Source organism: Bradyrhizobium sp. URHD0069 (genome assembly GCF_000701345.1).
GTDB lineage: Bacteria > Pseudomonadota > Alphaproteobacteria > Rhizobiales > Xanthobacteraceae > Bradyrhizobium.
Genome location: NZ_JNIJ01000013.1, coordinates 71,704 through 95,532 on the forward strand (window position 1 = coordinate 71,704; position 23,829 = coordinate 95,532).

26 protein-coding genes and 1 pseudogene are annotated in these 23,829 nt (G+C 59.6%); 9 read left to right on the forward strand and 18 right to left on the reverse strand.

Annotated features, from left to right (window positions below; translation table 11 throughout):
* Window positions 1-71: 71 nt before the first annotated feature.
* On the forward strand, window positions 72-479 hold the full coding sequence (locus N554_RS0107975; RefSeq protein ID WP_029582989.1) for a (R)-mandelonitrile lyase: 408 nt from the start codon (window positions 72-74) through the stop codon (window positions 477-479).
* A gap of 32 nt (window positions 480-511) precedes the next feature.
* Here the strand turns inward: N554_RS0107975 and N554_RS0107980 are convergent, their stop codons facing one another.
* From N554_RS0107980 to N554_RS0108025, 10 genes and pseudogenes are all read right to left on the reverse strand, one after another.
* Window positions 512-871: a hypothetical protein gene (locus N554_RS0107980; protein WP_029582990.1), complete on the reverse strand. Its 360-nt coding sequence runs from the start codon at window positions 869-871 to the stop codon at window positions 512-514.
* 195 nt (window positions 872-1,066) lie between these two features.
* Window positions 1,067-1,840 carry a DUF2147 domain-containing protein gene (locus N554_RS0107985; protein ID WP_029582991.1) on the reverse strand — a complete coding sequence of 258 codons (774 nt, stop codon included), beginning with the start codon at window positions 1,838-1,840 and terminating at the stop codon, window positions 1,067-1,069.
* Window positions 1,841-2,082: 242 nt separating this feature from the next.
* A complete protein-coding gene (locus tag N554_RS0107990; RefSeq protein WP_029582992.1) occupies window positions 2,083-2,472 on the reverse strand; it encodes a hypothetical protein in 390 nt (129 codons plus the stop codon).
* A gap of 99 nt (window positions 2,473-2,571) precedes the next feature.
* Window positions 2,572-2,937 (reverse strand): amidase family protein, encoded by a 366-nt coding sequence (locus N554_RS42655; protein ID WP_256378726.1) that lies wholly within the window; start codon window positions 2,935-2,937, stop codon window positions 2,572-2,574.
* Between the two features lie 157 nt (window positions 2,938-3,094).
* Window positions 3,095-3,997, reverse strand: a pseudogene (locus N554_RS35565) (amidase); the annotation flags it as partial.
* A gap of 48 nt (window positions 3,998-4,045) precedes the next feature.
* Window positions 4,046-5,035, reverse strand: coding sequence for a hydroxyacid dehydrogenase (locus N554_RS0108000; protein WP_029582993.1), 990 nt, complete (start codon window positions 5,033-5,035; stop codon window positions 4,046-4,048).
* 44 nt (window positions 5,036-5,079) lie between these two features.
* Complete coding sequence (locus N554_RS0108005; protein WP_029582994.1) at window positions 5,080-6,180, reverse strand: ABC transporter ATP-binding protein; 1,101 nt, start codon at window positions 6,178-6,180, stop codon at window positions 5,080-5,082.
* A gap of 4 nt (window positions 6,181-6,184) precedes the next feature.
* Window positions 6,185-7,099, reverse strand: a complete 915-nt coding sequence (locus N554_RS0108010) for a carbohydrate ABC transporter permease (protein ID WP_029582995.1) — start codon at window positions 7,097-7,099, stop codon at window positions 6,185-6,187.
* Complete coding sequence (locus tag N554_RS0108015; protein ID WP_029582996.1) at window positions 7,099-8,037, reverse strand: carbohydrate ABC transporter permease; 939 nt, start codon at window positions 8,035-8,037, stop codon at window positions 7,099-7,101. Before N554_RS0108015 ends, N554_RS0108010 begins: the two co-directional genes overlap by 1 nt.
* A gap of 163 nt (window positions 8,038-8,200) precedes the next feature.
* Window positions 8,201-9,541, reverse strand: coding sequence for an ABC transporter substrate-binding protein (locus N554_RS0108025; protein WP_029582997.1), 1,341 nt, complete (start codon window positions 9,539-9,541; stop codon window positions 8,201-8,203).
* Between the two features lie 443 nt (window positions 9,542-9,984).
* Between N554_RS0108025 and N554_RS0108035 the strand changes: the two genes are divergently transcribed.
* A complete protein-coding gene (locus N554_RS0108035) occupies window positions 9,985-10,698 on the forward strand; it encodes a Spy/CpxP family protein refolding chaperone (protein WP_029582999.1) in 714 nt (237 codons plus the stop codon).
* 295 nt (window positions 10,699-10,993) lie between these two features.
* On the opposite strand, the gene N554_RS0108040 is transcribed toward N554_RS0108035, so the two are convergent.
* Window positions 10,994-11,908: a DUF2189 domain-containing protein gene (locus tag N554_RS0108040; protein WP_029583000.1), complete on the reverse strand. Its 915-nt coding sequence runs from the start codon at window positions 11,906-11,908 to the stop codon at window positions 10,994-10,996.
* A gap of 543 nt (window positions 11,909-12,451) precedes the next feature.
* On the opposite strand from N554_RS0108040, the gene N554_RS0108045 reads away from it, so the two are divergent.
* From N554_RS0108045 to N554_RS0108075, 7 genes are all read left to right on the forward strand, one after another.
* A complete protein-coding gene (locus tag N554_RS0108045; RefSeq protein WP_029583001.1) occupies window positions 12,452-13,285 on the forward strand; it encodes a cytochrome c oxidase subunit II in 834 nt (277 codons plus the stop codon).
* Between the two features lie 80 nt (window positions 13,286-13,365).
* A complete protein-coding gene (locus N554_RS0108050; protein WP_029583002.1) occupies window positions 13,366-15,141 on the forward strand; it encodes a cbb3-type cytochrome c oxidase subunit I in 1,776 nt (591 codons plus the stop codon).
* Window positions 15,138-15,842: a cytochrome c oxidase subunit 3 gene (locus N554_RS0108055; RefSeq protein ID WP_029583003.1), complete on the forward strand. Its 705-nt coding sequence runs from the start codon at window positions 15,138-15,140 to the stop codon at window positions 15,840-15,842. Before N554_RS0108050 ends, N554_RS0108055 begins: the two co-directional genes overlap by 4 nt.
* A gap of 16 nt (window positions 15,843-15,858) precedes the next feature.
* Window positions 15,859-16,581 (forward strand): heme-copper oxidase subunit III family protein, encoded by a 723-nt coding sequence (locus tag N554_RS0108060; protein WP_029583004.1) that lies wholly within the window; start codon window positions 15,859-15,861, stop codon window positions 16,579-16,581.
* Between the two features lie 9 nt (window positions 16,582-16,590).
* Window positions 16,591-16,992 carry a cytochrome C oxidase subunit IV family protein gene (locus tag N554_RS0108065; protein WP_029583005.1) on the forward strand — a complete coding sequence of 134 codons (402 nt, stop codon included), beginning with the start codon at window positions 16,591-16,593 and terminating at the stop codon, window positions 16,990-16,992.
* A 32-nt stretch (window positions 16,993-17,024) separates the two neighbouring features.
* Window positions 17,025-17,318, forward strand: a complete 294-nt coding sequence (locus N554_RS0108070) for a GYD domain-containing protein (RefSeq protein WP_029583006.1) — start codon at window positions 17,025-17,027, stop codon at window positions 17,316-17,318.
* A gap of 306 nt (window positions 17,319-17,624) precedes the next feature.
* A complete protein-coding gene (locus N554_RS0108075) occupies window positions 17,625-17,897 on the forward strand; it encodes a PilZ domain-containing protein (RefSeq protein WP_029583007.1) in 273 nt (90 codons plus the stop codon).
* Window positions 17,898-18,426: 529 nt separating this feature from the next.
* Here the strand turns inward: N554_RS0108075 and N554_RS0108085 are convergent.
* The 7 genes from N554_RS0108085 to N554_RS0108115 all read right to left on the reverse strand — a co-directional run bounded on the left by N554_RS0108085 (window position 18,427) and on the right by N554_RS0108115 (window position 23,778).
* Complete coding sequence (locus N554_RS0108085; protein WP_156041847.1) at window positions 18,427-19,245, reverse strand: hypothetical protein; 819 nt, start codon at window positions 19,243-19,245, stop codon at window positions 18,427-18,429.
* 280 nt (window positions 19,246-19,525) lie between these two features.
* Window positions 19,526-20,467, reverse strand: coding sequence for a Bug family tripartite tricarboxylate transporter substrate binding protein (locus N554_RS0108090; protein WP_197033482.1), 942 nt, complete (start codon window positions 20,465-20,467; stop codon window positions 19,526-19,528).
* 41 nt (window positions 20,468-20,508) lie between these two features.
* The gene (locus N554_RS0108095; RefSeq protein WP_029583010.1) at window positions 20,509-20,928 is read right to left on the reverse strand and encodes a VOC family protein; all 420 of its coding nucleotides are present in this window, start codon (window positions 20,926-20,928) and stop codon (window positions 20,509-20,511) included.
* The gene (locus N554_RS0108100; protein WP_081851168.1) at window positions 20,925-21,809 is read right to left on the reverse strand and encodes an enoyl-CoA hydratase-related protein; all 885 of its coding nucleotides are present in this window, start codon (window positions 21,807-21,809) and stop codon (window positions 20,925-20,927) included. The genes N554_RS0108095 and N554_RS0108100 overlap by 4 nt, the downstream gene beginning before the upstream one ends.
* Before the next feature lie 30 nt (window positions 21,810-21,839).
* Window positions 21,840-22,184 (reverse strand): NIPSNAP family protein, encoded by a 345-nt coding sequence (locus N554_RS0108105; RefSeq protein WP_029583012.1) that lies wholly within the window; start codon window positions 22,182-22,184, stop codon window positions 21,840-21,842.
* A gap of 92 nt (window positions 22,185-22,276) precedes the next feature.
* Entirely contained in the window at window positions 22,277-23,269 is a 993-nt protein-coding gene (locus N554_RS0108110) for a Bug family tripartite tricarboxylate transporter substrate binding protein (RefSeq protein ID WP_036052667.1), read from the reverse strand.
* 5 nt (window positions 23,270-23,274) lie between these two features.
* Complete coding sequence (locus N554_RS0108115; protein ID WP_197033484.1) at window positions 23,275-23,778, reverse strand: MaoC family dehydratase; 504 nt, start codon at window positions 23,776-23,778, stop codon at window positions 23,275-23,277.
* Window positions 23,779-23,829 lie beyond the last annotated feature (51 nt).

Consider the following 23,829-nt stretch of genomic DNA (forward strand, 5'->3'; position numbering starts at 1 on the left):
GGCCTCATGGTTCGAGACGGCGCGAAAGCGCCTCTTCACATGAAAGATTACCGATCAACAAGGAGGACTCCATGGACATCCATCTCGCCGGGTCGCGGCCGACCCGCCGCGCGCCAAATGATTATTTCACCGGTACGGTCTGGCAGGATCCGATCATTGCGACCGAGGCTCCGGCGCGGATTGTCTCGACGCGGGTCTCCTTTGAGCCCGGCGCGCGCACTGCATGGCACACCCATCCGCTGGGCCAGACGCTGTACGTCATCTCGGGTGTTGGCCGGGTTCAGACCAAGGGCGGGCCGGTGCGCGAGATCCGGCCGGGCGACGTGGTCTGGATTCCGCCGGGGGAGAAGCATTGGCATGGCGCCTCTCCAGCCAACGGCATGACCCACGTCGCGATGCAGGAATCGCTGGACGGAAATTACGTGACCTGGATGGAGCATGTCACCGACGCGGAATATGCCGTGAAGGTCGGAGAGTAGCTGTGTCGGACGGGCAGCTTCATCCCCCGTGCTTAAATGCGCTGCGCTGTCCAGGTGCCCGTGCACAACGCACCGCGCCATGTACCCGATCCTGAGGTGCCCGTGAGGCGACCGAAGCCTTTGGCGCGCTTCATTCCGCTGGTCAGGGTGACGCTGATGTTGCCGGCGTCGGCGACACGGCCCGAGGCTTTCATCAGGCCGCTGGTCGAGGCGACCTGGCCATTGTTGATCCCGATCGAGACGGTTGCTCCGCTGCCGCACGCTGTGTTCGTTGAGACGATCTGGACATTCCATTCGCCGTCAAACGTTGCCGCCGCAGCAGGCGCGGCGACCGGCATTGCCAGAAGCAACAGGATGCCTGTGGAGATAATTGCCTTGCGAAAGTGTCCCATGACGTCCTCCTCTTTTGGACGCCACCATCGTCACACACCGGCTCGCCGGAGAATGTGATGGCAATCACGCCGGCCATGAGAGTGAGTTGCCGAGAAGCACATGGGGTAATTGCCTCCGCACGATAGTGAGATAGGCGCAAGCACAAGGCCCCGCTGGACAGCGGGGCCTGTGAAGGGATCGCTTTCGCTGGCTTGCTAGTTCACCCGGCTCCAGGTCTGGCCGCCGCAGAACATGCCGCCAAAGGCGCAGCCCTGAACACGCAGGGTATCGGACCCTTTCAACGCGATCGTCGAATCATAGGTGCTGCCGGTGTTTGGGTCGTGAATTCGCCCGCTCCATTTGGAGTCCTTGGCAGGCTTCATGTTGATCAGAATCTGTTCGCCGTTCTGGTTCGATTTCGCATCGACGGAGTATCCGCACAGATTGGGGCCGCATTGTTCGATCCGAATCTTGCCTTCCTTCTCTTCCGTCAGCCATACGCCGAGCGGGCTGTTTACCGACTGAACTGCCGAGGCAGGAGGCGTCGGCGCCGGCGCGGTTGCGGGAGCCGTTGCGACAACCGGGGGCAGCGCGGGTTTCGCAGCGGGCGCCGCTTGCTGCTGAACTTGCGGTGCGGGCGCGCTGGCCGGGGGCTGTGTTGAAGTCGCGGTTTCCGCAGGCGCAACGTTTGGGGTAGCGGCAGAAGGCTCAGGTGAAGTTTTCGCGGGCGCAGGAGCCTGTTCGGTCGGGGGAGGACCAGCGACCGAGGGCCGCGGATCGGCCTTTGCCTGCTCAGGCGCCTGTTTGCGCGGACGCTCGCTGTCCGGGCGTTTTGCTTTGCGCCCGGTGTTGTCGTAGACACCTGGTATCGAAACCGTCCCGCGATCCGGATCGATGTGAATGGTGCGCCCGCCGTATTCGATGGTGTACTGAGCTTGCGCGGCGGTGCTCGCCAGCACAAACACGCCGATAGTAAGAAGCTTTTTCATCATCGACTTCCTCAGTAGGTCCCACTCGAGCGTAAACCTCGGCAGATTTCCGCTGCGTGATCTACATCACTTTCATCATACGTGATCTACATCACTTTCAAGGTATGAGTCGTGGACCAGCGGCTTTGGGTTCAATGCGTGCTCGCCAGCAATTTAAGTTCGGGCCGCCGGCGCGGTCAAATTTCCGGAAGCTTAACGCATTCGGGTGCTGAAATTTGGACGCGAACTCGAGGCGCAAATGGCTATAGTTCGCTGCTGTCTTTGCGGACGAGGTTCGCCGCCGCGGCTCGTCCGGTCATTTCGCTTTTGAGCTGCTCAAATCGCCGCCGCGCCCCGCTCTCGCGCTCGTCAACCAGGCTGATTGCAGCATTCTTTGTCATCGGCCCGCTGACAACAGGCGCCGAGTTTTCGCCGATCGTTTCGTCCACATAATATTCGCCGTCTTCCGCGCGGCGCACCGTCCATTTGAAACGGATCGCAGCCATCGGACCAGGACCGGTTTTCGAGTAACCGTCAGCCTCGATCAGCTCAGGCGCGATCGGCTTTTCCTCAACCGGGACCTTTTCCGGCTCGTGATCGAGGATGCTGGCGATGGCTGCGAGCGCATTATCGGTCGGGTCGCTGGAATTCAAGACGTCAACCTCCGGTAGTTACGATGGGCGGGAGGAGCAATTCTGCCGCCGAAGCCGAGTTCCATTCCTCGTCCTCGAATACGGCTGAGTTTTGTCAGTTTACGCGCAAACCGGCGGCAATTTGTCTCTCCATGGCCGCTCTTGCTCGAGTTGGGCCGCCATCCGAAACAAGGTTGCCTCGTCGCCGAAGCGTGCGGCGAACATCATGCCTAGCGGCAAGCCGGCGGCATTCCAGGCTAGCGGCACCGACATCGCGGGTTGACCGGACATGTTGAACATGGAGGTTGCCGGCATATAGCGCCGCAGGATCGGCGCGATATGGGACAGATCCTTCGACATCGTGTTGAGCTCGCCGATACGCAGGGGTGCCGAGCAAAGCGTCGGGCACAGGAACACATCGCAAGTTTCGAAGAACGCCGCCAGGCCCGCGCGAAATCTGGAATGCACTGAGCTGGGCGGCCACATAGTCCGTTCCGGTTGCCTTTTGCGCGTTGTGGGCGCTCGCAAGCGTCAAGGCCTCGAAATCGTTCTCAGTCATCGCGCGGCCAAAGCGTCGTTTGGCAAGCCTTACGTTGAGCGCGGTGTTGGCGCTCACAATCGTTGCCATCACGACAGCCGGATCGGCGGCCAAAACAGGCGCGCGCTCCTCTACGTGATGACCAAGCCCAGCCAGCAGGGCGGCGACTTCCCGAGTCGCTGCGGCGATTTCGGGATCAATGGCGTCGCCATAGGGCGACTTGCCGGTAAAGGCGACGCGCAGCCGGCCAGGATCACGTCCGACCTCCCGGGCGAAAGGCCGTTCCGGCGGGGGCGCCACATAAGGGCTCGATGGCTCAGGTCCGTGGATCGCGTCCAGCATGACAGCACTGTCGCGCACGCTGATGCTCAACACGTGCCCGCAAGAAAACCCGGCCCAGCCTTCGCCGCGATCGGGGCCGAGCGGAGTGCGCGCGCGGGTCGGTTTCAATCCGAACACGCCGGATGCGGAGGCGGGGATGCGGATCGAACCGCCACCGTCGCTGGCATGGGCGACGGGCAGAATGCGCGCGGCAACGGCCGCGCCGGCCCCACCAGATGAACCGCCGGAGGAATGCGCGAGATTCCAGGGATTTCGGGTCGGACCGAACAGGCGAGACTCGGTGGTCGGCATCAATCCGAATTCCGGACTGGAGCTCTTTCCGAAGATCGCGACCCCGGAGTTGAGAAACCGCTGGGCGAGGGTGCCGGTATGATCGGCGACATTGTCCTTGTAGATACTGGCGCCTGAAGTTGTGCGTGTGCCCTCAAGAAGATCCAGGTCTTTCAACAAAAACGGCACGCCGGTGAAGGGGCCGTCGGGAAGGCCCTTTTCGATCTGCCGCTCGGCATATTCGTAATGCTTTACGACCACCGCGTTGATTTGCGGGTCGATCCTGGCGGTGCGGGCGATCGCCTCGTCCAGCAATTCCTTGGCACTGACCTGTTTTTTCCGCACGAGCTCGGCAAGGCCGACCCCGTCATAGCTGCCATATTCCCTAAAGGCCATGATGATACCCGTGGTGATGACGCAACCGAGCCAGGGAAGGCACTCGGGTCAGCCGAGGACGTCCTGATTGATGACGTTCTGACGGATCGGATCGCCGTCGAGCGCGCTAAGGATATTGCGCGCGGTTTGCTCGCTCATCCGGTCGACCGCTTCGCGCGTCACGCCGGCCACATGCGGCGCCATGATGACATTGGGAAGCTCGAACAGCGAGTGGCCAGCGGGCGGCGGCTCCTGTTCGAAAACGTCGAGGCCGGCGCCGGCGAGCTTGCCGGACACCAGCGCGTCATACAGCGCTCGCTCGTCGACGATCCCACCGCGCGCGGTGTTGATAAGATAGGCCGTCGGCTTCATGCGCTTCAATCGCGCCGCATTGAACATCCCGACCGTCTCCGGCGTCTTCGGGCAATGGATGCTGACAAAATCGGCACGCGGCAGCGCCGCATCGAGATCGGCAACCGGTTCACAGCCCGTCGCCTTGATCTCGGCGGCTGATTTATAGGGATCAAAGACCAGAACGTTCATTTCCATCGCAAGGCAGCGTTTGGCGGTGCGCGTGCCGATGCGGCCGAAGCCAACGATGAGCACCGTCTTGCCGAACAAGTCGTAGGGCAGCATTCCCAGACGATAGCCCCAGTTGCCGTCCTTCACGATAGAATGCATTTCCACCGCGCGCTTGGCCAGCGTCAGCATCATGAACAGGGCCTGTTCCGCGACAGACGGAGAATTGGCGGTGCCCGCCACCATCAGCGGGATCTTGCGGCGACTGAGGGCCGGGACATCGACGGCGTCGTAGCCGACGCCGATCCGGGTCACCACCTTCATATCCTTGGAAGCTTCCAGTTCCTGCTCGCCGAAACGGGTGGCGCCGAGCGCCACGCCATGAACCGGCGCCTGCTCCCTCAGCATCACTTCGAAATCGCTGGCGGAAATCATGTTGGGAAATTCGACGATTTCGATGTCGCCTCGCTCCCTCAATAAAGCCCGTCCCTGGTTCGACATCGATTCAGTAATGAAAATTTTCTTCTTGTTGGTCGCCATTCCCTGTCCCTTGCCCAGCCCTTTGGCCTTTTCTTGTGCGCCCGTCAAAGGACGACGCCTGTGACCTCGTTTAGCAGGTGCATATTGTTGAGGTCCACTGCCAATCGAAGCGGCCCGCCATCGTGGGCGCCCGCGTTGGGATTAACCCGCCCGCAGATTTGCGCGCCTTCGAGCGTGAAGTAAATCAGCGTCTCCATGCCCATCGGTTCGGTCACGTCCAGCACCACCTCGAAGGCTTCGATTCCCGGCTCCGGGTGCGCTTTGGCTTCTGTAATGTGTTCTGGCCTGATCCCGAGCAGCAATTTTTCGTTTCGCGGGACGCCTTGATATCTCGCCGCGCGATTGGGCGGCAGCGGAAAGGCGAGCCGGTCGGTCAAGCGGATGTGCAGCTTGCCGGCGGCGTCCTCGAGCCGGCAGGGCACGAAATTCATTGCGGGCGAGCCGATGAAGCCTGCGACAAAGCGCGTGGCCGGATTGTGATAGAGATCGTTCGGCGTTCCGATCTGCTCGATGCGGCCGTGGTTCATCACCACGACCCTGTCGGCAAGCGTCATCGCTTCCACCTGATCGTGGGTCACGTAGACGGTCGTGGTGCGGACCTTCTGATGCACTTTCTTGATTTCGATCCGCATCTGGACCCGAAGCTTGGCGTCGAGATTGGATAGCGGTTCGTCGAACAGAAAAACCTTGGGATTGCGTACGATGGCGCGGCCCATTGCGACGCGCTGGCGCTGGCCGCCCGATAGCTGCTTCGGCTTGCGGTCGACAAGCTCGACGATATCCAGCATGCGGGCGGCTTCGTCGATCCGGGTCTTGATCTCGGCTTTCGGATAGCGTTTCAGACGCAGCCCGAACGACATGTTTTCCGCGACCGTCATATGCGGATAAAGCGCGTAATTCTGGAACACCATCGCGATATCGCGGTCCTTCGGCGGCACGTCATTGACGACGTCGCCTCCAATCATGATGTCGCCGTCGGTGATATCCTCCAGGCCCGCGATCATTCGCAGCGTGGTGGATTTTCCGCAGCCCGACGGTCCTACCAGCACGACAAACTCATGGTCAGCGATGTCGAGATCGATGCCGCGCACTGCCTCGACGTCGTCGTAACGCTTGATAACCTTCCGCAACGTCACGTCAGCCATGAGTTCAACCCTTTGTCGCACCGGCGGTCAGGCCGGCAATGTAGTAATCCATCAGGAATGCGTAGATGATCAATGGCGGTGCGGCGCCGAGCAGGGCGCCGGTCATGATCTGTCCCCAGTTGAAGACGTCACCCTTGATCAGGGTGGTGATGATGCCGACCGGCAGCACCAGCTGATCCGTCGAGGTCGTAAATACCATCGGATAAAGAAATTGCGCCCATGAGACGGTGAAGGCGAAGATGGTTGCGGCGATCAGGCCTGGCAGCGCGACCGGAATGAAGATGCGCGTCAACGTCTGAAACCACGACGCGCCGTCGATGATGGCCGCCTCGTCGAGCTCCTTCGGGATCGAGGCGAAGTAGCCGATCATGATCCAGGTGCAGAACGGCACGGTAAGCGTCGGATAAACGATCAACAGCACATACCATCTGTTGATCAGCTGAATTCCGGTCAGGTCTCCAACCGCCGCAAACATCTTGAAGAGAGGCAGAAACAATAGCGTGTCCGGAATCAGGTAGGTCAGAAACACCCCGGTGGCGAGCGTCGCCGAGCCCCAGAACCGCATCCGCGCCAGAGCGAACGCCGCGGGCACGCTGATCAGCATCGTAATCGTCACCACGAAGATCGAGACGAGCGCGGAGTTGCGGAAGAACGTCAGGAACTGGTTCGACGTCAACAATCCGATGTAATTTTCCAGCGTCGGATGGAGTACCCACCAGGGATTGGTCGCGGCCGAAATTTCGGCACTGCTCTTCAGCGAGGTGATCAGCATGTAGATCGGCGGCAGCAGCGAAAAGATCGCAAACAGCATCAGGAAGAAGTACGACCACCTCAACGCCCACGCGCGATCGCGGCTCATGCTGCCATATTTGACCGGCCGGGTCGGCGCGGCTTTGTCAATCACTGCCGTGCTTGCCATCAGGATTCATTCCCGCGTTTGTTGATATCGCGCAGGATAAAGATCGCCGCGATTGCGAGTATCGGGAACATGAACAGCGAAACGCTCGCACCGAGCGGGATGTCGCCACCTTCGATACCAACGCGAAACGCCCAGGTCGCGAAGATATGCGTGCGATCCAGTGGGCCGCCCGATGTCAGCACGCGGACAATATCGAAATTCGCAAACGTCACGATCAGCGAAAATAGCGTCGTGATCGCGATGATGTTGCGCATCATCGGCAGCGTTACGTACCAGATGCGCTGCCACCAATTGGCGCCGTCGATGGCCGCGGCCTCATAGAGCTGCTCGGGCACCGACTTCAGCGACGCCAGATACATGATCATGAAGAATGGGGCGCCGTACCAGATATTGACGAGGATCACCGAAAAGCGGGCCCAGCCAGCGTCGCCGGTCCACGGAATCGGCCCGATGCCAAAAAAAGACAGGGTATAGTTGAAGGCACTGTAGGATGGATCGAACAGCCACAACCAGGCCAGCGTACTCATTGCCGGCGGGATCACCCACGGCACCAAAAGCATTCCGCGCCATTTGCGCTGGCCTTTGGCCGGAATGTTGTGGACGAAATGGGCCACGATGAAGCCGATCAGAGCTTTGAAGATCACGGCCGTGATCGCAAAAATGCAGGATTGCTCGACGACCAGCCAAAATGTTTCGCGCTTGAAAAGAAATTGGAAATTTGCAAGTCCGACAAAGCGCTGCATCGATTTGTTCAGTGTTGCCAGATGCAGCGAGTAGAACGCGGGATAGATCACCAGGAGCGAGATCAACAGGATCAGTGGCAGCGTCATCAGAAACGCCGCCGTGGACTTTCGCTTGAGCGCAGATCGTAAACTGGAGCGTTTGCGTACATTTCCAGCACTGGCGGCCCTGTTCTGCTGAAATGCCACGTCAGCCATGATTCATCTTCCTCGCGAATTCAGATCAGCGGAATTCCCAGATCGATGGTCGAAAAATTGGCGTCGCGCCGGCTCCCCTTGAAGTTGTTGTTAACAGCGTCGGGGGATGCTCGCCGCAACGACACGCAATCAGGTGCGCGCCATTGCGGCGGAATCCAGTGCATCAGCTCCGCATGTAGCCTTCACACTCGCCTTCCGCCCAGGCCAGGGTCTTCTCCATCGCTTCGCCCTGATGGTATCGCTGGCACATTTTCGTCAGGATAGCCTGCGAGTAGATCTGTTGGGCAACCTTCGGAGGCGCCGGCGACGCGGCGATTGACAAGATTTGATGCTTGTACGGATTTGGATAGTGAAAGAGCGTCCCCTTCGGCGGGCCTTCTTCGGCCCAGGTCTTCAGGGTCGTCATCTTCTCGAACGCCGGCAAGTCGTAGCCGCCGCTGGCTGCCACAAGCTTCTCAATCGAAGCCGGTTGCGATAGATGGACCAGCAGGCTCTTGGCAGCTTCCTTGTTCTTTGAGAAGCTCCAGATACTCCAGAAGAACGGAAGGAAGGGAGCAAATCGGCCTTTGGGTCCCACCGGGAAGCCATGCGTCCAGCATTGCTCCGCGACCTGCGGCGCATCGCGCTTGGCCACAGCCCATGCGCTCGGTGGATTCATGATCAATGCGCCACGGCCGGAGACCAGCCACTTGTTGTTGGAGGCGTCGTCCCAAGCCCCAACGTCCGGCGGCAGGAACGGGATGAGCTTCTTGTAGAATTCGAGAGCCTGCCTTACCGCGTCGGTCTTGACCGTGAGGTTGCCTTTGGCGTCGACGAGCTGAGCGCCAAACGCCTGGAAAAATGCGCCGGCAGTATCGACCGAGTCAGTTGTCTCGCCGAGCCCGATGCCGAAGGCAACGCCGCCCTTGTGGCAAGCTTCGGCCGCCTTCAGGAACGTGTCCGTCGTCCAACCGTCGGCTTGCGGCGGCGCGCCCGCCGGATACATCGACTGAATGTCGATGCCGGCGTGCTTCTTCAACAGGTCGATTCGTGAGCAGGGGCCCTTGATCTGGCTGCCGATGCAGGCCGGAACACCCAGCCACTTGTCGCCGGCCTTGCCGAGGTATTGCACCGTGCCATTCACTTCGCCGTTCTGCTTGATGAGCGGCTCCATGATGTCGTTCACGGGCTCGAGCAGATCGGCCTGTGCATGAGGCCACCATGTCGGCATCGCAAGGATGTCATGACCGGACTTTGCCTGGCCTTCTGCGGCGATCGTCAATTGGGTTTTGTTGCCCTGACTTGTGATGTAGTCAATTGAAACTTCGACCTTCTCCTTTTCGGCCCATTCGTTGACCAGGTCGGTAGAGGCCTTGTTGGCGCCGGGTACCCAGTGATCCCAGAAGCCCATCGTGAGTTTACCGGCCGCATGGGCGGTTCGAATATATGGCGCTGCCATCAGCGCCGCGGATGACATAGCCGTAGCAGCTACAAATTGTCGTCGAGATAGCTTTCTCCGTGACATTGGGGTTCCCTCTCTGCTGAGCCAAAGTTTTGTTTTTGACGTCGCGCCGAATGACAGGCGCGGTAGCGCGGAGACTTGGTGTTGAGATCAGAGCAGAATTGCCGGCCTCTGTCGAGAAATCAGGTTGGCAGTTTTAGAACTAACGTTCTGCGCGCAACTGGCCGCAGCAAGTCCTTCCAGTGCAAACCTGCATCGCCTTCAGCAAAATTATTGCGCCGCACACGTCGTGTCAGGGTGTCCATGGAACGGTGCGCAATTGTGCCGCAGCCCGGTTGCAGCTTGGCTAACTGGCTCTTGCAGCGATTTTTTTTCGATCATGAACGACGCAGCGCGAAGGTGGACTCGTTCGGCTCGAAAACGATAATGTCCGCCCCCGGCAAGAAGCCGTGCCGCCCTCCAAAAGCACTCGGCCAGATATCAAGATCGACCATGGAGACCAATTAATGATCAGTCCGACACCGGCAGCGCGTGCGCAGTTTAAATTGCGCCTCGTGCTTGGAGCAGTTGTCGTCATGCTCTTCAACGCACCCTCGGCGGTGGAGGCGCAAGGTCTGGTTCAAGGCGTCCAGCAGGGAGCGCAAGCCGGCAACAAGGCGGCCGGACCGGTCGGCGGCGTGTTGGGAGGCGCCATCGGCGGTGTCGTCGGCGTGTTTACCGGCGTGCTGGGCGTCGGTGGGAAGAATGCACCGCCGCCCGCGGCGAACGGAACGAAGCAATCTGGTTCCGCGAAAGCCGCCAAAGCAGGCAAGGGCGCCAAGGCAACCAAGCAGGCTGTGCTGACCCAACCGGGTGTACCGCAACTGACCGCCGAACAGATTGTCGCGAATAGCGATGCGAACATCGAGCGCATAAAAAAGGAGTTGAACCTCACGCCGGAGCAGGAAAAGCATTGGACCGGCCTCAACAGCGCGATGCACTATCTCGGCCATAACGGTGCCGACCGGCTCAACTTACGAATTGCGCGCGCCAAGCGTGACCCGCCGGACGACATTATCGAGCAGATGCGCAATGAAGCCCAGTTTCTCAATGACCGCGCAGTCGATCAGCGCAACGTCGCCGATGCAGCCGAGCCACTGTTCGCAAGCCTCGACGACAAGCAGAAGGCGATCTTTATCGAGGAAATGGTGCGCTTGAGCCATGAGCGAGGGCTCGACTAGGCCAATCGGGAAAAAGAACGACCGATCGGGCGAGCGCAGCGCCCTGCGCAGCCGCGAACAGTCGGGCGCACATGCCCTGAGGTAGGTTGAAAGACGCCGCAGCGCGCATCAAAGCGCTACGCGCGCTTTAGGCAAATCGTCCAGATCAGTTGGAACCGGAACAGATCCGGGCCACAGCCATTGGGCGCGGTGCCGATTGCTTGGGGTCACGAGCACGCAACTACGAACACGTCACTAGATGCAGCGATTGCCCGAATCGGCAGCGCGATCCCGGGTTCCCATTTCACCGTGACGGCTAGCGCTCATGGCTCCACGGGAAGAGAGAGGCCGGGAAGTCTGCCGCATAGCGGTGTCCTTTCCGCAGGCGTGGTTGTTCTTGTGGAGGATTCGGATCGGGCTCTATTACCTTCCGATAAAGATGCCAGGTGGCATGACCGAGCACCGGCAAAACGACAGCCAGACCGAGGAAGAACGGTAGCGAACCGATCACGAGGAGCACCGCAACAATCAGCCCCCACACGGCCATGGCAAATGGATTTTTCACCACGGCCCGCAGCGACGTCCGGATTGCATCTATCGCAGTCGCATGCCGGTCGAGCATTAGCGGAAACGACACAACGCTGACGCACAGGGCCACCACGGCGAACAGGAAGCCGACGCCGCAGCCGACGATGATGAGCCACCATCCTTCCGGCGTCCTCAGTACGCGCGCTGCGAAATCGGGAACGCTTGCAGCCGGAGCGTGGCCGAAGGTTGCAATGTAGATGCCGTCCGCGGCCGCGATCCAGGTCACGAACAAAGCGAGCAGGAGCGTGCCGAGTCCGAGCATGGCGCCGAAAGACGGTGCGCGTAGCACATGCATTGTATGCCACGCAGCAGCTTCCTCGCCGCGCTCGCGGCGGCGGCTGAGCTCGTAGAGACCGAGCGCGGCAAAAGGACCAATCAGCGTAAAACCGGCGGCCAACGGAAAGAGCAGGGGCAGCACGGAATAGCCAAGGACCAATCTGAACAGAACAAGACCGAGAACGGGATAAATCACGCACAGGACAATAGCGTGAGTTGGTATCGCCTTGAAATCTTCCCAGCCGAGGCGCAGCGCGTCGCTCAAGTCGGATAGGCCGATTTTGCGGATGACAAAGGGGGTGGCGGTGCCGAACAGTTGTGGTTTTACGGCGTTGTCGGAAGCGTTGTCGGAAGATTGTGTGGCCATGGCCGCAGCCTCCCTTGCTCGTGGTCGCCGGTGAAACGGCGCCCCATGTGCGAAAATCGCGATCGAGCCGGGTACGGCAAAGCAGTTCACGAAAGGGGCTTCGCCGAACGAAACCTGTCGCGACCTCTTCAGCGAGTGTAGCGCGATACGCGATGGAATCAAACTAGCACTCGCTGTTGGGTGAATTGTGCATCCGCACAAATCGCTTGCTGCGTTGCATCACCAAACGATTGGTGCCGACCAATGCTCGCGGCTTGCGCGGATTGGAGATAACACGCGCGGTGCCAAGGTGTGGCATACTCCTCAATTGGTCTATTGACGGCAGGCTCGACGGGTATCATCTTAAAATTATAAGCGCCCCAAGCTCCGATGAGATTAGCGGTCGCAACGTGCACGCTGTGTCATGTTTTAACGTCGCGACCGGTTGAATGGGCGAGGCAAGAGACACGACGGCGGCGACTCTGAAGTCAGCCATCGCGACAGGCGTGAGCTCCGCCCTTTAGTTCGTATCCGTAGCCTTCAACGGGCAAGGATGAATGAGGGATGGCTGTAGCACTCATACTGCTTTTGGTTGCGGTCGGCTCGGTGCTGTTTCATCTCTACAGCCCGTGGTGGTGGACGCCGATCGCCACCAACTGGCGCTACATCGACGACACGATCAACATAACATTCTGGATTACCGGGGCGGTTTTCTTCGCGGTCGTCGCGTTCATGGCCTATTGCGTCTTCCGCTTTCATCACAAAGAGGGAAGGCAGGCAGCCTACGAGCCCGAAAACAAAAAGCTCGAATGGTGGCTCACCATAGGGACTGCGGTTGGCGTCGGAGCCATGTTGGCACCGGGCTTGGTTGTCTGGCACCAGTTCGTCACGGTTCCGGCGAGCGCCACCGCCATCGAGGTGATGGGTCAGCAGTGGCGCTGGAGCTTCCGCCTCCCGGGGAAGGATGGCCGGATGGGCACCTCCGATGTCCGCTACGTCAGTTCCGACAACCCTTTGGGCTTGAATCCGGACGATCCGAATGGGCAAGACGATGTTGTGATCGACGGTGGCGACTTGCACCTACCGGTCGGGAAGCCGGTCAAGGTCTTGCTCCGCTCCGTCGATGTCTTGCACGATTTCTATGTGCCCGAGTTCCGGGCCAAGATGGATATGGTTCCTGGTATGGTCACCTATTTCTGGATGACCCCCATCCGAACTGGAACGTTTGATGTTCTCTGCGCTGAGTTGTGTGGCGCCGCGCACGCGCAGATGCGTGCCAAGGTGATCGTCGAAGAAGAGAGTGAATATCACGCTTGGCTGGAGAAGCAGCAGACGTTTGCGGAACTGTCAGGCCGAGGCGCCGTGATGAGGGCGACGTACAAATCCGGCGGTGAGTAAGAAAATGCCGCTGCAAGGATAAATCGGGCGCGTGAGACCAACTCATCGCCCCTGGTGGAGACGACCGAGGAGGTATTTCGATGGTCGATGTTCCGTATGACGCAATCGCACGCGTTCCGCCAGCCGAAGTAGGGGATGTTGATCTCTACCACCCCAGAAGCTGGTGGACGAAGTATGTCTTTTCGCAGGACGCCAAAGTCATCGCCATCCAGTATTCGATCACGGCGACGGCAATCGGGCTGGTGGCCCTGGTGCTGTCGTGGCTGATGCGACTGCAACTGGGATTTCCCGGCACATTTTCCTTTATCGACGCAAACCAATACCTCCAATTCATCACCATGCACGGCATGATCATGGTGATCTATCTGCTCACAGCATTGTTCCTTGGAGGCTTCGGCAACTACCTCATCCCTCTGATGGTGGGCGCCCGAGACATGGTTTTCCCCTATGTGAACATGCTGAGCTACTGGGTCTACCTGCTCGCAGTCGTGGTGCTGGCCTCGACCTTTTTCGTGCCTGGCGGCCCCACCGGCGCCGGCTGGACGCTGTACCCACCGCAGGCGATTCTCTCCGGGACCCCCGGGCAGGATTGGGGCATCATTCTCATGCTGGTCTCCCTGATCCTGTTCATCATCGGCTTCACCATGGGCGGGCTGAACTATGTGGTGACGGTGCTGCAGGCGCGCACACGCGGCATGACGTTGATGCGTTTGCCTTTGACGGTGTGGGGCATTTTCACGGCCACCATCATGGCGCTGCTGGCGTTCCCCGCGCTGTTCGTTGCCGCGGTGATGATGCTGTTCGACCGTATCCTGGGAACCAGCTTCTTCATGCCTTCACTCGTCGAGATGGGCCAGCTGATGAAATATGGCGGTGGCAGCCCGATCCTGTTCCAGCACCTCTTCTGGTTCTTCGGCCATCCTGAAGTCTACATCGTCGCCTTGCCGGCCTTCGGCATCGTTTCCGACCTGATCAGCACCCATGCGCGAAAGAACATCTTCGGCTATCGCATGATGGTGTGGGCTATCGTGGCAATCGGCGCGCTCAGCTTCGTGGTATGGGCGCACCACATGTATGTGAGCGGCATGCACCCGCAATTCGGATTCTTCTTCGCTACCACGACGCTCATCATCGCCATCCCGACCGCCATCAAGGTGTACAACTGGGTGCTAACCCTGTGGCGCGGCGACATTCATCTCACCGTCCCGATGCTGTTCGCCCTCGGCTTCATCATCACGTTCGTGAACGGCGGGCTCACTGGCCTCTTCCTCGGCAACGTTGTCGTGGATGTCCCGCTTTCGGATACTATGTTCGTCGTCGCGCATTTTCATATGGTGATGGGCGTGGCGCCGATCATGGTTGTGCTGGGGGCGATTTATCATTGGTACCCCAAGGTCACGGGGCGGATGCTGCACGACGGGCTGGGCAAGTTTCATTTCTGGGTTACGTTCCTCGGTGCCTACCTGATCTTCTTTCCCATGCATTATCTTGGGCTGCTCGGAGTTCCGCGCCGGTATCACGACATCGGCGAGGTGGCGTTCATCCCGCCATCGGCCCATACGCTGAATGCCTTTATCACCGTGGTGGCGTTGACCGTTGGTTTCGCTCAGATGGTGTTCCTGTTCAATCTTGTCTGGAGCCTGTTCAAGGGCAAGCTCTCGGGTGGCAATCCTTGGAGGGCGACAACACTAGAGTGGCAGACGCCGCACACGCCGCCCGAACACGGCAACTGGGGCAAGGAGCTCCCGGTGGTCTATCGCTGGGCGTATGATTACAGCGTGCCAGGTGCTGAGCAGGACTTCATTCCACAGAACCAGCCGCGGGCGACGCGAGCCGTTCAGGGAGCTGCGCAGTGAGCGCCATCATCCTGTTCATGGCTGTGATCGCGGTCATTGTCGGATGGTGGCTCTCACAGCAACGGCTGACAGCCAAACCCTGGCTGGAAGAAGGTCCGATCGGTGACTTCCCCGGCACGGGCGCAATGACCTCGCCGGCAGCGAAGATCGGACTCGGAGTGTTTCTCGCTGTTGTCGGCTCGTTGTTCGCACTCTTCATCAGCGCCTACTCGATGCGCATGAACATGGTGGACTGGCGGGCGCTGCCCGTACCCAGGCTGCTCTGGTTTAACACGGGCGTCCTGGTCTTGAGCAGTGCCGCGTTGCAATGGGCGCACATAGCCGCGCGCCGAGACGACATGGACGGTGTAATCGTCGGCCTGCTCGTAGGGGGAGCATCCGCCGTTACATTCCTGGTTGGGCAGCTCTTGGTATGGCAACAGCTCAGCTACGCCGGGTACTTCCTGGCGTCCAATCCAGCCAATTCCTTCTTTTACCTGATCACCGCGGTGCACGGGCTGCATCTGATGGGCGGTCTGGTGGCGTTGGGCAGAACGACTGCCAAGGTCTGGCGTGGCGCTGAGATGAGCCGGGTACGCCAGAGCGTGGAACTCTGCGCAATCTACTGGCATTTCCTGCTGGCGGTCTGGCTGGTCTTACTCGGTATGCTGACGGGCTGGACGGACGATTTCATCGACATCTGTCGCCAGTTGCTCAACTAGGGAAGGCAAAGACCAGATGGCGGAGACTGCGCTGACAAGCACCGGAGAATCGCCTGCGCGGATTGCAGGCTGGCGAGGCATCGCCGCCGATTGGTCCTCGGATCAGCGCGCTTTCAAGAATGTCTCCTGGGGCAAGGCCATGATGTGGATCTTCCTCCTGAGCGACACCTTCATTTTCAGCTGTTTTCTGCTGTCGTACATGACCGCGCGAATGTCCACGACCGTGCCGTGGCCGAATCCGAGCGAGGTATTCGCTCTCGAGATTGCGGGGCACCATATCCCGCTCATCCTGATCGCCATCATGACCTTCGTCTTGATCAGCAGCAGCGGGACGATGGCGATGGCCGTCAATTTCGGTTACCGCCGCGATCGCGCCAAAACTGCGGCCTTGATGCTGGTCACGGCGGCGTTTGGCGCAACCTTCGTCGGAATGCAGGCCTTCGAATGGACCAAGCTGATCATGGAGGGCGTCCGGCCCTGGGGCAATCCTTGGGGCGCGGCGCAGTTTGGTTCGAGCTTTTTCATGATCACCGGTTTCCACGGCACCCACGTGACGATCGGCGTGATTTTCCTGATCGCCATCGCGCGAAAGGTTTGGCGGGGGGACTTCGATGTCGAAAGGCGCGGATTTTTCACGAGCAGGAAGGGGCATTACGAGATCGTCGAAATCACCGGCCTGTACTGGCATTTCGTCGATCTTGTGTGGGTGTTCATCTTTGCCTTTTTTTATCTTTGGTGAGGTCAGCGCATGACAAACGCAGCGGTACACGTAGAAGGACAACAACATTCGCTACACACTCACCTCCATGACGCACTCGCATCGAAAGCCACCCATACAGAGGGCCAGCAGCACCCGATCAAGCTCTATCTCGTGGTCTGGGGTTGGTTGTTCGTCCTCAGCACCTGCTCCTACCTCGTCGACTACTTTGGCTTGCATGGCTATCTGAGGTGGTCGCTGATCCTGCTGTTCATGGTGTTGAAGGCTGGCTTGATCGTCGCCGTCTTCATGCACATGGCCTGGGAGCGGCTGGCGTTGGTCTATGCCATCCTGCTGCCGCCGGTGTTGGTGTTGGTCTTTGTGGCGATCATGGTGTTCGAATCCGACTACACGCACCTCATCCGGGTCATATTTTTCGGGTCACCGACGTAGATACCATGCCTCGTACGAGAAGGAGGTGGGTTATGACCACATACATCATGCTTGCAAATTGGACCGACCAAGGCGTGCTGAAAGTAAAAGACTCGCCACGTCGTCTGGACGCGGCAAAGAAAGCTCTCAAGGATATGAGCGGCGAGTTCAAATCCTTCTTCCTCACCATGGGCGACTTTGACATCGTCGCGATCTACGAAGCTCCGGACGATGCTGTGGCGGCGCGTTTCAACCTACAGCTTGGCATGCTGGGAAACATCCGGACCCGCACGCTGAAAGCTTTTCCCGAAGCAGCTTATCGGGAAATTATCAGCTCACTCGGCTAGACTAGCGATTGGCGAAATCGTCACTGCGGTTTGCGCGAGCATATCTTCTTATCGGCTATGGAGAGGATGCGCAGTCTCGTTCCGGGAGCCGGAATCTTCGCAATCGCCCCAGGGTATGCCCGGGTAGCGGCCTCGGGCGAGAATATCTTCGGGCGAAGGACCCGAAGCAAATCGACGTTTGTCGCCTATCCGACGCTGCGAAAGGCTGACGTCCCAAGCTCATTCGGAAAATCAGCGGGCCGCGCCCAATTTGTTTAAGCTTTGCTGCTAGTGTTGCGGTGCAGCGTTAATCGAGGCCGCGATTCGATGGAAGAAAAGCGAAAGCACCCACGTACCGAAATCAACGAGCCTGCCTACGTGTCCTCGGGCGGTTCCGTCATGAGCTGCATGGTGCGGAACATCTCGGCCGAGGGCGCGGCCATCGACGTCGAGAACCCCGCCTTCGTCCCCCCGCGCTTTCGCCTGGTGATGGCGAGCAACTCAACCGTTTATGAATGCACACTTACCTGGATCCAAAGCAATCGGATCGGCGTGACGTTCGCTGCAACGCCGCAAACGCATAATCACCAGGACGAATGAACTCAGCCCGCTAATGCTTCAACGGCGATCGGATTTTGTTCTCCAGTTCTTCAAACCACATGGCGCCCCAAGAGAAGCAATTTTTGATCAGCGAAAAGCCGCAAGCCTGATCCTTCCCGTAGGTACCGACAGCCTGTTGGCTCATGCCGGCCTGGGCGCCGATCCGAACCCACGGCAAAGACCGGTGCCTTAAGCCCCTCGGCAACCCTTCCACCTTTAGAATTCGGGGACTTGTGCGCGTGGCGGTTAGGGCAGCTTCCATGATCTGGGCGCGATCGTTTTGTTTGGTCGAAATCGCCGTTTTGATCGGCTCAAGGGCGCCAAGCGGACCCCAGCGCAGCGATTATCAGCCACCCGCGCCACCCACCGCCTGCTGCGTCGGGTCCGCGACGCCGGCATCCGCGCCAGCGAGCATCACATGACGATGGGGCGAGCCATCAGCCGGGGGCGCTCGCTCGCGGATCAGGGTAAGCCTCGGTGAGCCGTCACAACCAGCGACGCGACAACTGACCTTGCGAGAGGGATCGGTTCAACGGACTAAGATGTCCCATTTCATCTCGTAAATGCCATCGTGGGCACGGAACTCCGCCACACCGGAGCCGTTTGGCGGCACGGTTTCCGGCGGCGTGGACGCATTGATCTTCGCCTTGATCGCCACCGGCGGGAAGAACTTGTCCTTCGACCAGCCAATCAATGCGCTGACCGCCGCGCCAGCGAACTTCACCGCGTATATTGCAACCGCCGTGACTATGGCAGCGGTGAAAGCTTCGCCAACCTTCTCGCTCTTGTCTTTCTCTTTCGTGGTGGCATCCGCTTCGACAACCATAGTGCCAGTATTGAAGCGAGTGGCGGAGGCGACGGAACCCGTCCACCGATTGACCACGGCCGCTCCGTGCCGGCCCGTGGCGGAAAACCGCCCCGCGTCGGGACGCGACAGGTAGCCGGGCTGGGCTACGGCTCGCGCTTGTGCGGGCGACATCAGCCCCTTCAGCTTTTCCTTCAGCTGCTCTTCGTAGACCGTGACGAAAGTCTCCCACGCCTTCTTGAGGCCGTCGCCTTCCCTCAACTGCGATTCGATCAGCACGACGGAGAATCCAAGTTCCACCTCACCGGTCGCACCAGCTAGATCAAGGGTGACAACCTCCCTCGGGGGATTGAAGGTCTTTACGTCGCCGTCATCGAAGTTGTCGTAGATGTTGATGCGTCCGCTGTTTTTCGTCGAACCGCGCAAATCCGCAGAGAACACAGCGCATTTGATTTCGTCGTTACCGAACTTCTCACGGTACTTTCCGCCCATTTCGTCCCGACACTTGACGCTTTGGATTCTGAACGTTGCAGTGTTGGTCATGACACGCTCCTTTGTGCGGGGTTGGGGTGCTCGCACCTCCTTTTCTCACGGGAACGGGTTCGCAGTGTGTGAGCCAGTTCACACACTAGCTGCTTCGATCTCACGCGACCTACGACAATCAGGCTCGGCGCACCCGTCGGTCAACAAGGATGCGCCGTCGCCGCGAACAGTACATTTCGTTGGTCGCATTTTGCCGCCGCCATTTCTTGGCGGACTTCATCATCTATACGTGCGAGTTGATTTCCGACAGGCACCACTCCAAGAGCGCCAGGCCAGCAGACTACTTGGGCTCCAGGCCGATCCTATTTATCAAATCGCCCTTGATCGCGAAATCCGCCGCGACGTCAGCCCGGAACCCCGCGCCGTTCTTGTAACTCGGCACCTGGCCGCCATTGATGATGAACTGTTGGACTTCCGTGTCCCTCATTGCCACGGCGCAAGCATTCTCGAGCGAGGCCTTGACCGGGGCGGGCAAGCCCTTCGGCGCGAACACACCGTTGAGCGTAGGCACGTGCCGCACGCCGAGTTCCTTTGCGGTCGGCACATCCGGGAGCAGGGGGACGCGTTCTTCCGCAAACGTTACAAGCACGCGCATACCCTGCCCAAGCACCGAAAGCAGGCTCAACGCGCCAAAATCGAGCCGCCCTGCCAGCACCTCCGGAAGCATCGGACTATCACCGCGGAAAGCCACGGGCTGGAATTGCAGCTTGAGATTGCCAGCGAGATTCTCTACCGATAGGTGGGAGTTTGAGCTTACGCCGGCGTGCCCGAAGACCAATTTCCCCGGATCCGCCTTCGCCGCCGCAAACAGGTCCTGGGCGCTCTTGAACCTCGAATTTGTTGGAACCGCGATCACGAACACGTTGTCGAAGGTGCGGCAAATGTACTCGAACGAATCCAAATTGTAGCGGAGGCCCTTGAACAGATGGGTCGCGTTGGCAATCGGCGTCGAGGGCCCACCACCTATCGTGTAGCCGTCTGGCGCCGCAGACGCGAGCGCATTAAATCCGATGCTGCCGGAGGCTCCGTCGCGGTTGAGTACAACAATGCTCTGACCAAGGGTTTCAGCCATAGCTCGTGCGACGCGGCGTCCCGTTATGTCGGTGCCGCCGCCCGCTGCGAATGGAATGATCATTTCTATAGGGCGCGTCGGCCATTGCTGAGCCGAAGCGCTCGTCGCGAATAGGATAGCGGCGGTCAGGGCGCCCATATGTGTTTTCATCAGTCTGCTCATTGTTGAAAATTCACGTCAGCGACGGACACTCAAGTCTGCGCGGCAGGATGGGCTACAAGCTCGGCAAGCTCGATGAGCATGTTTCCAGTCGACTCCGGATCGATGAATGCGATCTTCGAGCCGTTGTGACCTGAGACCGGCTGATCATTGAGAAGCTTCACGCCCTTCGCCTTTAGTTCCGCGAGCGCTTCGGAAATGTCTTCCACTTCAAAGCAGATGTGAAAAAGGCCGACGCCTCTCTCACCGATCCATTTTCGCGTTCGGGAGGTCGGGTCTTCGCTGTGCAGCAGCTCCAGATAGGTCTGGCCAACCGGGTACATCGCCAGCGTCGTCGTGTTGATACGCTCTTCGTATTCGAGGTTGAGCCCGAACAGATTTGTTAGCATTGACTTGCCGCCTTCAAGGTCATCGACCGCGACGGCAATGTGTTCGATTCTCTTGATCTTCATTTCCGCTCCCTTTCGCTGCTCGTGTTCATCCCCGGCGATCTTTCGTCGCCGAACGCTGCTCCCTGGTGTTCCGTAGCGAACCAGCTCGGCCGGCGCCGCTCTAAAAAGGCCTGCATGCCCTCTCTGCCATCGGCCGCAACCCGCATGGCGGCGGAGTGCGCGGCGGTCTTATGTGACACGGCGTCGTCGATGTGGCTCCAGGACGCCCGCGCGGTGAGGGCTTTGGTCGCCGCGACGGCTGAGGGGCAGCTTGCGAGGACGGCAGCCACGACCTGATCGCGGGCTTGGCGAAGGCCAGTCTCGTCGTCGACAAGCTCATGCACGAGCCCGATCCCGTGCGCTCGAGCGGCGGAAAATCGTTCGCCGGTCAGGAGGTATCGTTGCGCCTGGCGCGGTCCCATTGCGGCGACGACATAGGGCGAAATGACGCTCGGAGTGAGGCCGATACGCACTTCGGTCAATCCGAACTGTGCGTCGCGTCCTGCGATGACGACATCGCATGCGGCCACGAGCCCTACGCCGCCGCCGAGACAAGCGCCCTGCACCAGTGCGATGGTCGGCAAAGGAAGGGAGTGAAGCTGCTGAAACATCGCGGCGATGCGCTTTGCGTCTGCTAAATTCTCGTCTTCCCTGAACGTTGCGGCTCGCCGCATCCAGGTTATATCGGCGCCGGCACAGAAATGCGTTCCCGCGCCTTGCAACACGATCGCCCGCACGCCCGGGGTCTTGCTCAGGTCACGAAAGGCATCGTGGAGGAGCCCGACAAGATGTTCATCATAGGCATTACGCACTAGCGGACGATTCAGAGTGACGTCGGCCACTCCTTGCGCCGACAGAGCAACGACCAGGGAATCAGCGTTAGGCGGCGTACTATCGCTCATGGTGTCGACTGCATGGGGGGGTGGGTGAAGTCACGTCATCGTTGCGGAGAGCATCGTCTTGAGCCGCTCGAGGAAGAATGGAGCACATTTCATGATCCGCGTTTCCATATGCAGCATCAGCGGATGGATCTTGGGGCGATAGGCTTGCCATTCGGGATCGGCGAATAACGCGGCTCGGCAGCGTTCGCGCTGATTAAGGTCGTCATAGGCCCACATATGGACGATCAGATTCTGCACGCCAACTTCGGTCGCGTAGTATCCGAGCATGTGGGGCAGGTACTTGAGCTGGACCGGCATCCCGTGCGTTTCGTAATGGTGGAAATACTCGTCGACCTTACCTGGCCGAAGGCGATACATTCGTTCTTCGACGTACATGATCTCCTCCCTTCGTTAGCGTCGGCGCTTCGGCCGGCGTTGCCTTCCGACTCCCTACGCCGGACATGCGTTGGTGTTTTTTGAGCGCGCTATCATTCAGGCGTGATGTTTGCGGCGCGGATCGCCGCTCCCATCTTCTCGTATTCAGATTTGAGGAAGGCGTTGAACTCCGATGCCGAGTTTCCAGCAGGGACAAATCCGATCGCCTTGAGTTTCTCCTGTACGGCAGGCTTCCCGATGGCCTTTACGAAGGCCGCGTTCAGCTTCTCGATATGGGCGGGAGGCGTCTTGGCGGGCGCGACGATGCCGTACCAGTTTGCGGAATCGAAGCCGGGAAAGCCCGATTCAGCGATCGTCGGGACTGACGGTAGCATGGACGCCCGGGTCTTCGTCGTAACGGCGAGTGCACGAACACGACCATCGGAGACGAAGGGAGACGCCGTTGTGAGCGCGTCGAATACCAGGTCGATGCGGCCGGCAAGCAAGTCCATGTTGGCCTCTGGTCCCCTGTAGGGGACATGCTGCAGTTTGATGCCTGCCGCCATTTCGAACAAAAGCGCCGCCGTGTGGTTGGAAGTGCCGATGCCCGGCGTTCCATAGGTGATTGTGCCCGGATTAGCTTTGGCGCGCGCGATCAGATCCTGGAGACTGGTGATCGGGCTGCCCGCCGACACGATGATCAGGAGCGGGCTGGCTCCGGCCAAGGTGACGCCGGTGAAGTCATCCAGGCGGTACGACATACTTCGTTTGAGATGGGGACTGATCACCATTGCCCCGGCGGCGGCAGTCATCAGGATGTGTCCGTCAGGGTCGGATTTGGCGACGAAGTCGCCGGCAATAATGCCGCCCGCACCGGCCTTGTTCTCCACGATGATCGGTTGCCCGAGAAAAGGCGACGCCTCTTCCGCGAGGATGCGGCTCACCGTGTCGATGCCGCCACCGGCGGTATAGCCGACCTGCAGCCGAATGGGGCGGTTCGGGAAGGTTTCAGCCTTTGCTCCGGTAACGCACCCAAGGAAACCAGCAACAGCAAGCAGGGTGCAGGCCGCAGCCCTGCGCGTACGGATCAACGCGGGTATCGCCATCGTAGTCAATCCTTTTGGGTAGATGATTCCGCTCGGCCATTCGTGCGCTCAGCGTCATGGTCGAGAACCTGATAGATGTGGAAACCTTCGAGGGCGGTCTCACCGCGCTGATTGACGAGCGCTGTGGTGATGCGGACGAAGCGCTTGCCGCCCTCGGACCAGATTTTCTCGACGTGAAAGCGGGGAGTGACGGTGTCGCCAACGACCACCGGCTTCAGGAACCGCGAACCCTGTTCGACGAAGACAAAGCCCTCGATCTGGCGTGACACCGACGAGGCGCCGAGCGCGGTCATCGCGGTGACGAGAAGTCCATGCGCGAGCGGTTTCTGAAAGCGCGTACGCCGCGCATATTCGACGTCATAGTGAATCGGGTGGTTGTCCCCTGTGACGCCGGAGAAAAGTACGAAGTGAGCGTCCGTCAGCGTCTTGGACGGACTCGAGAACGCCTGCCCAAGTGTCAGGATGAGTTCATCGTCATCTTGGGCTGCCCACGCATCTTTGTGTTCCACGCCCGGCGCTCTCTTTCCTGATTGCTTTTTCGAATGCACGTCTTTCTCTCC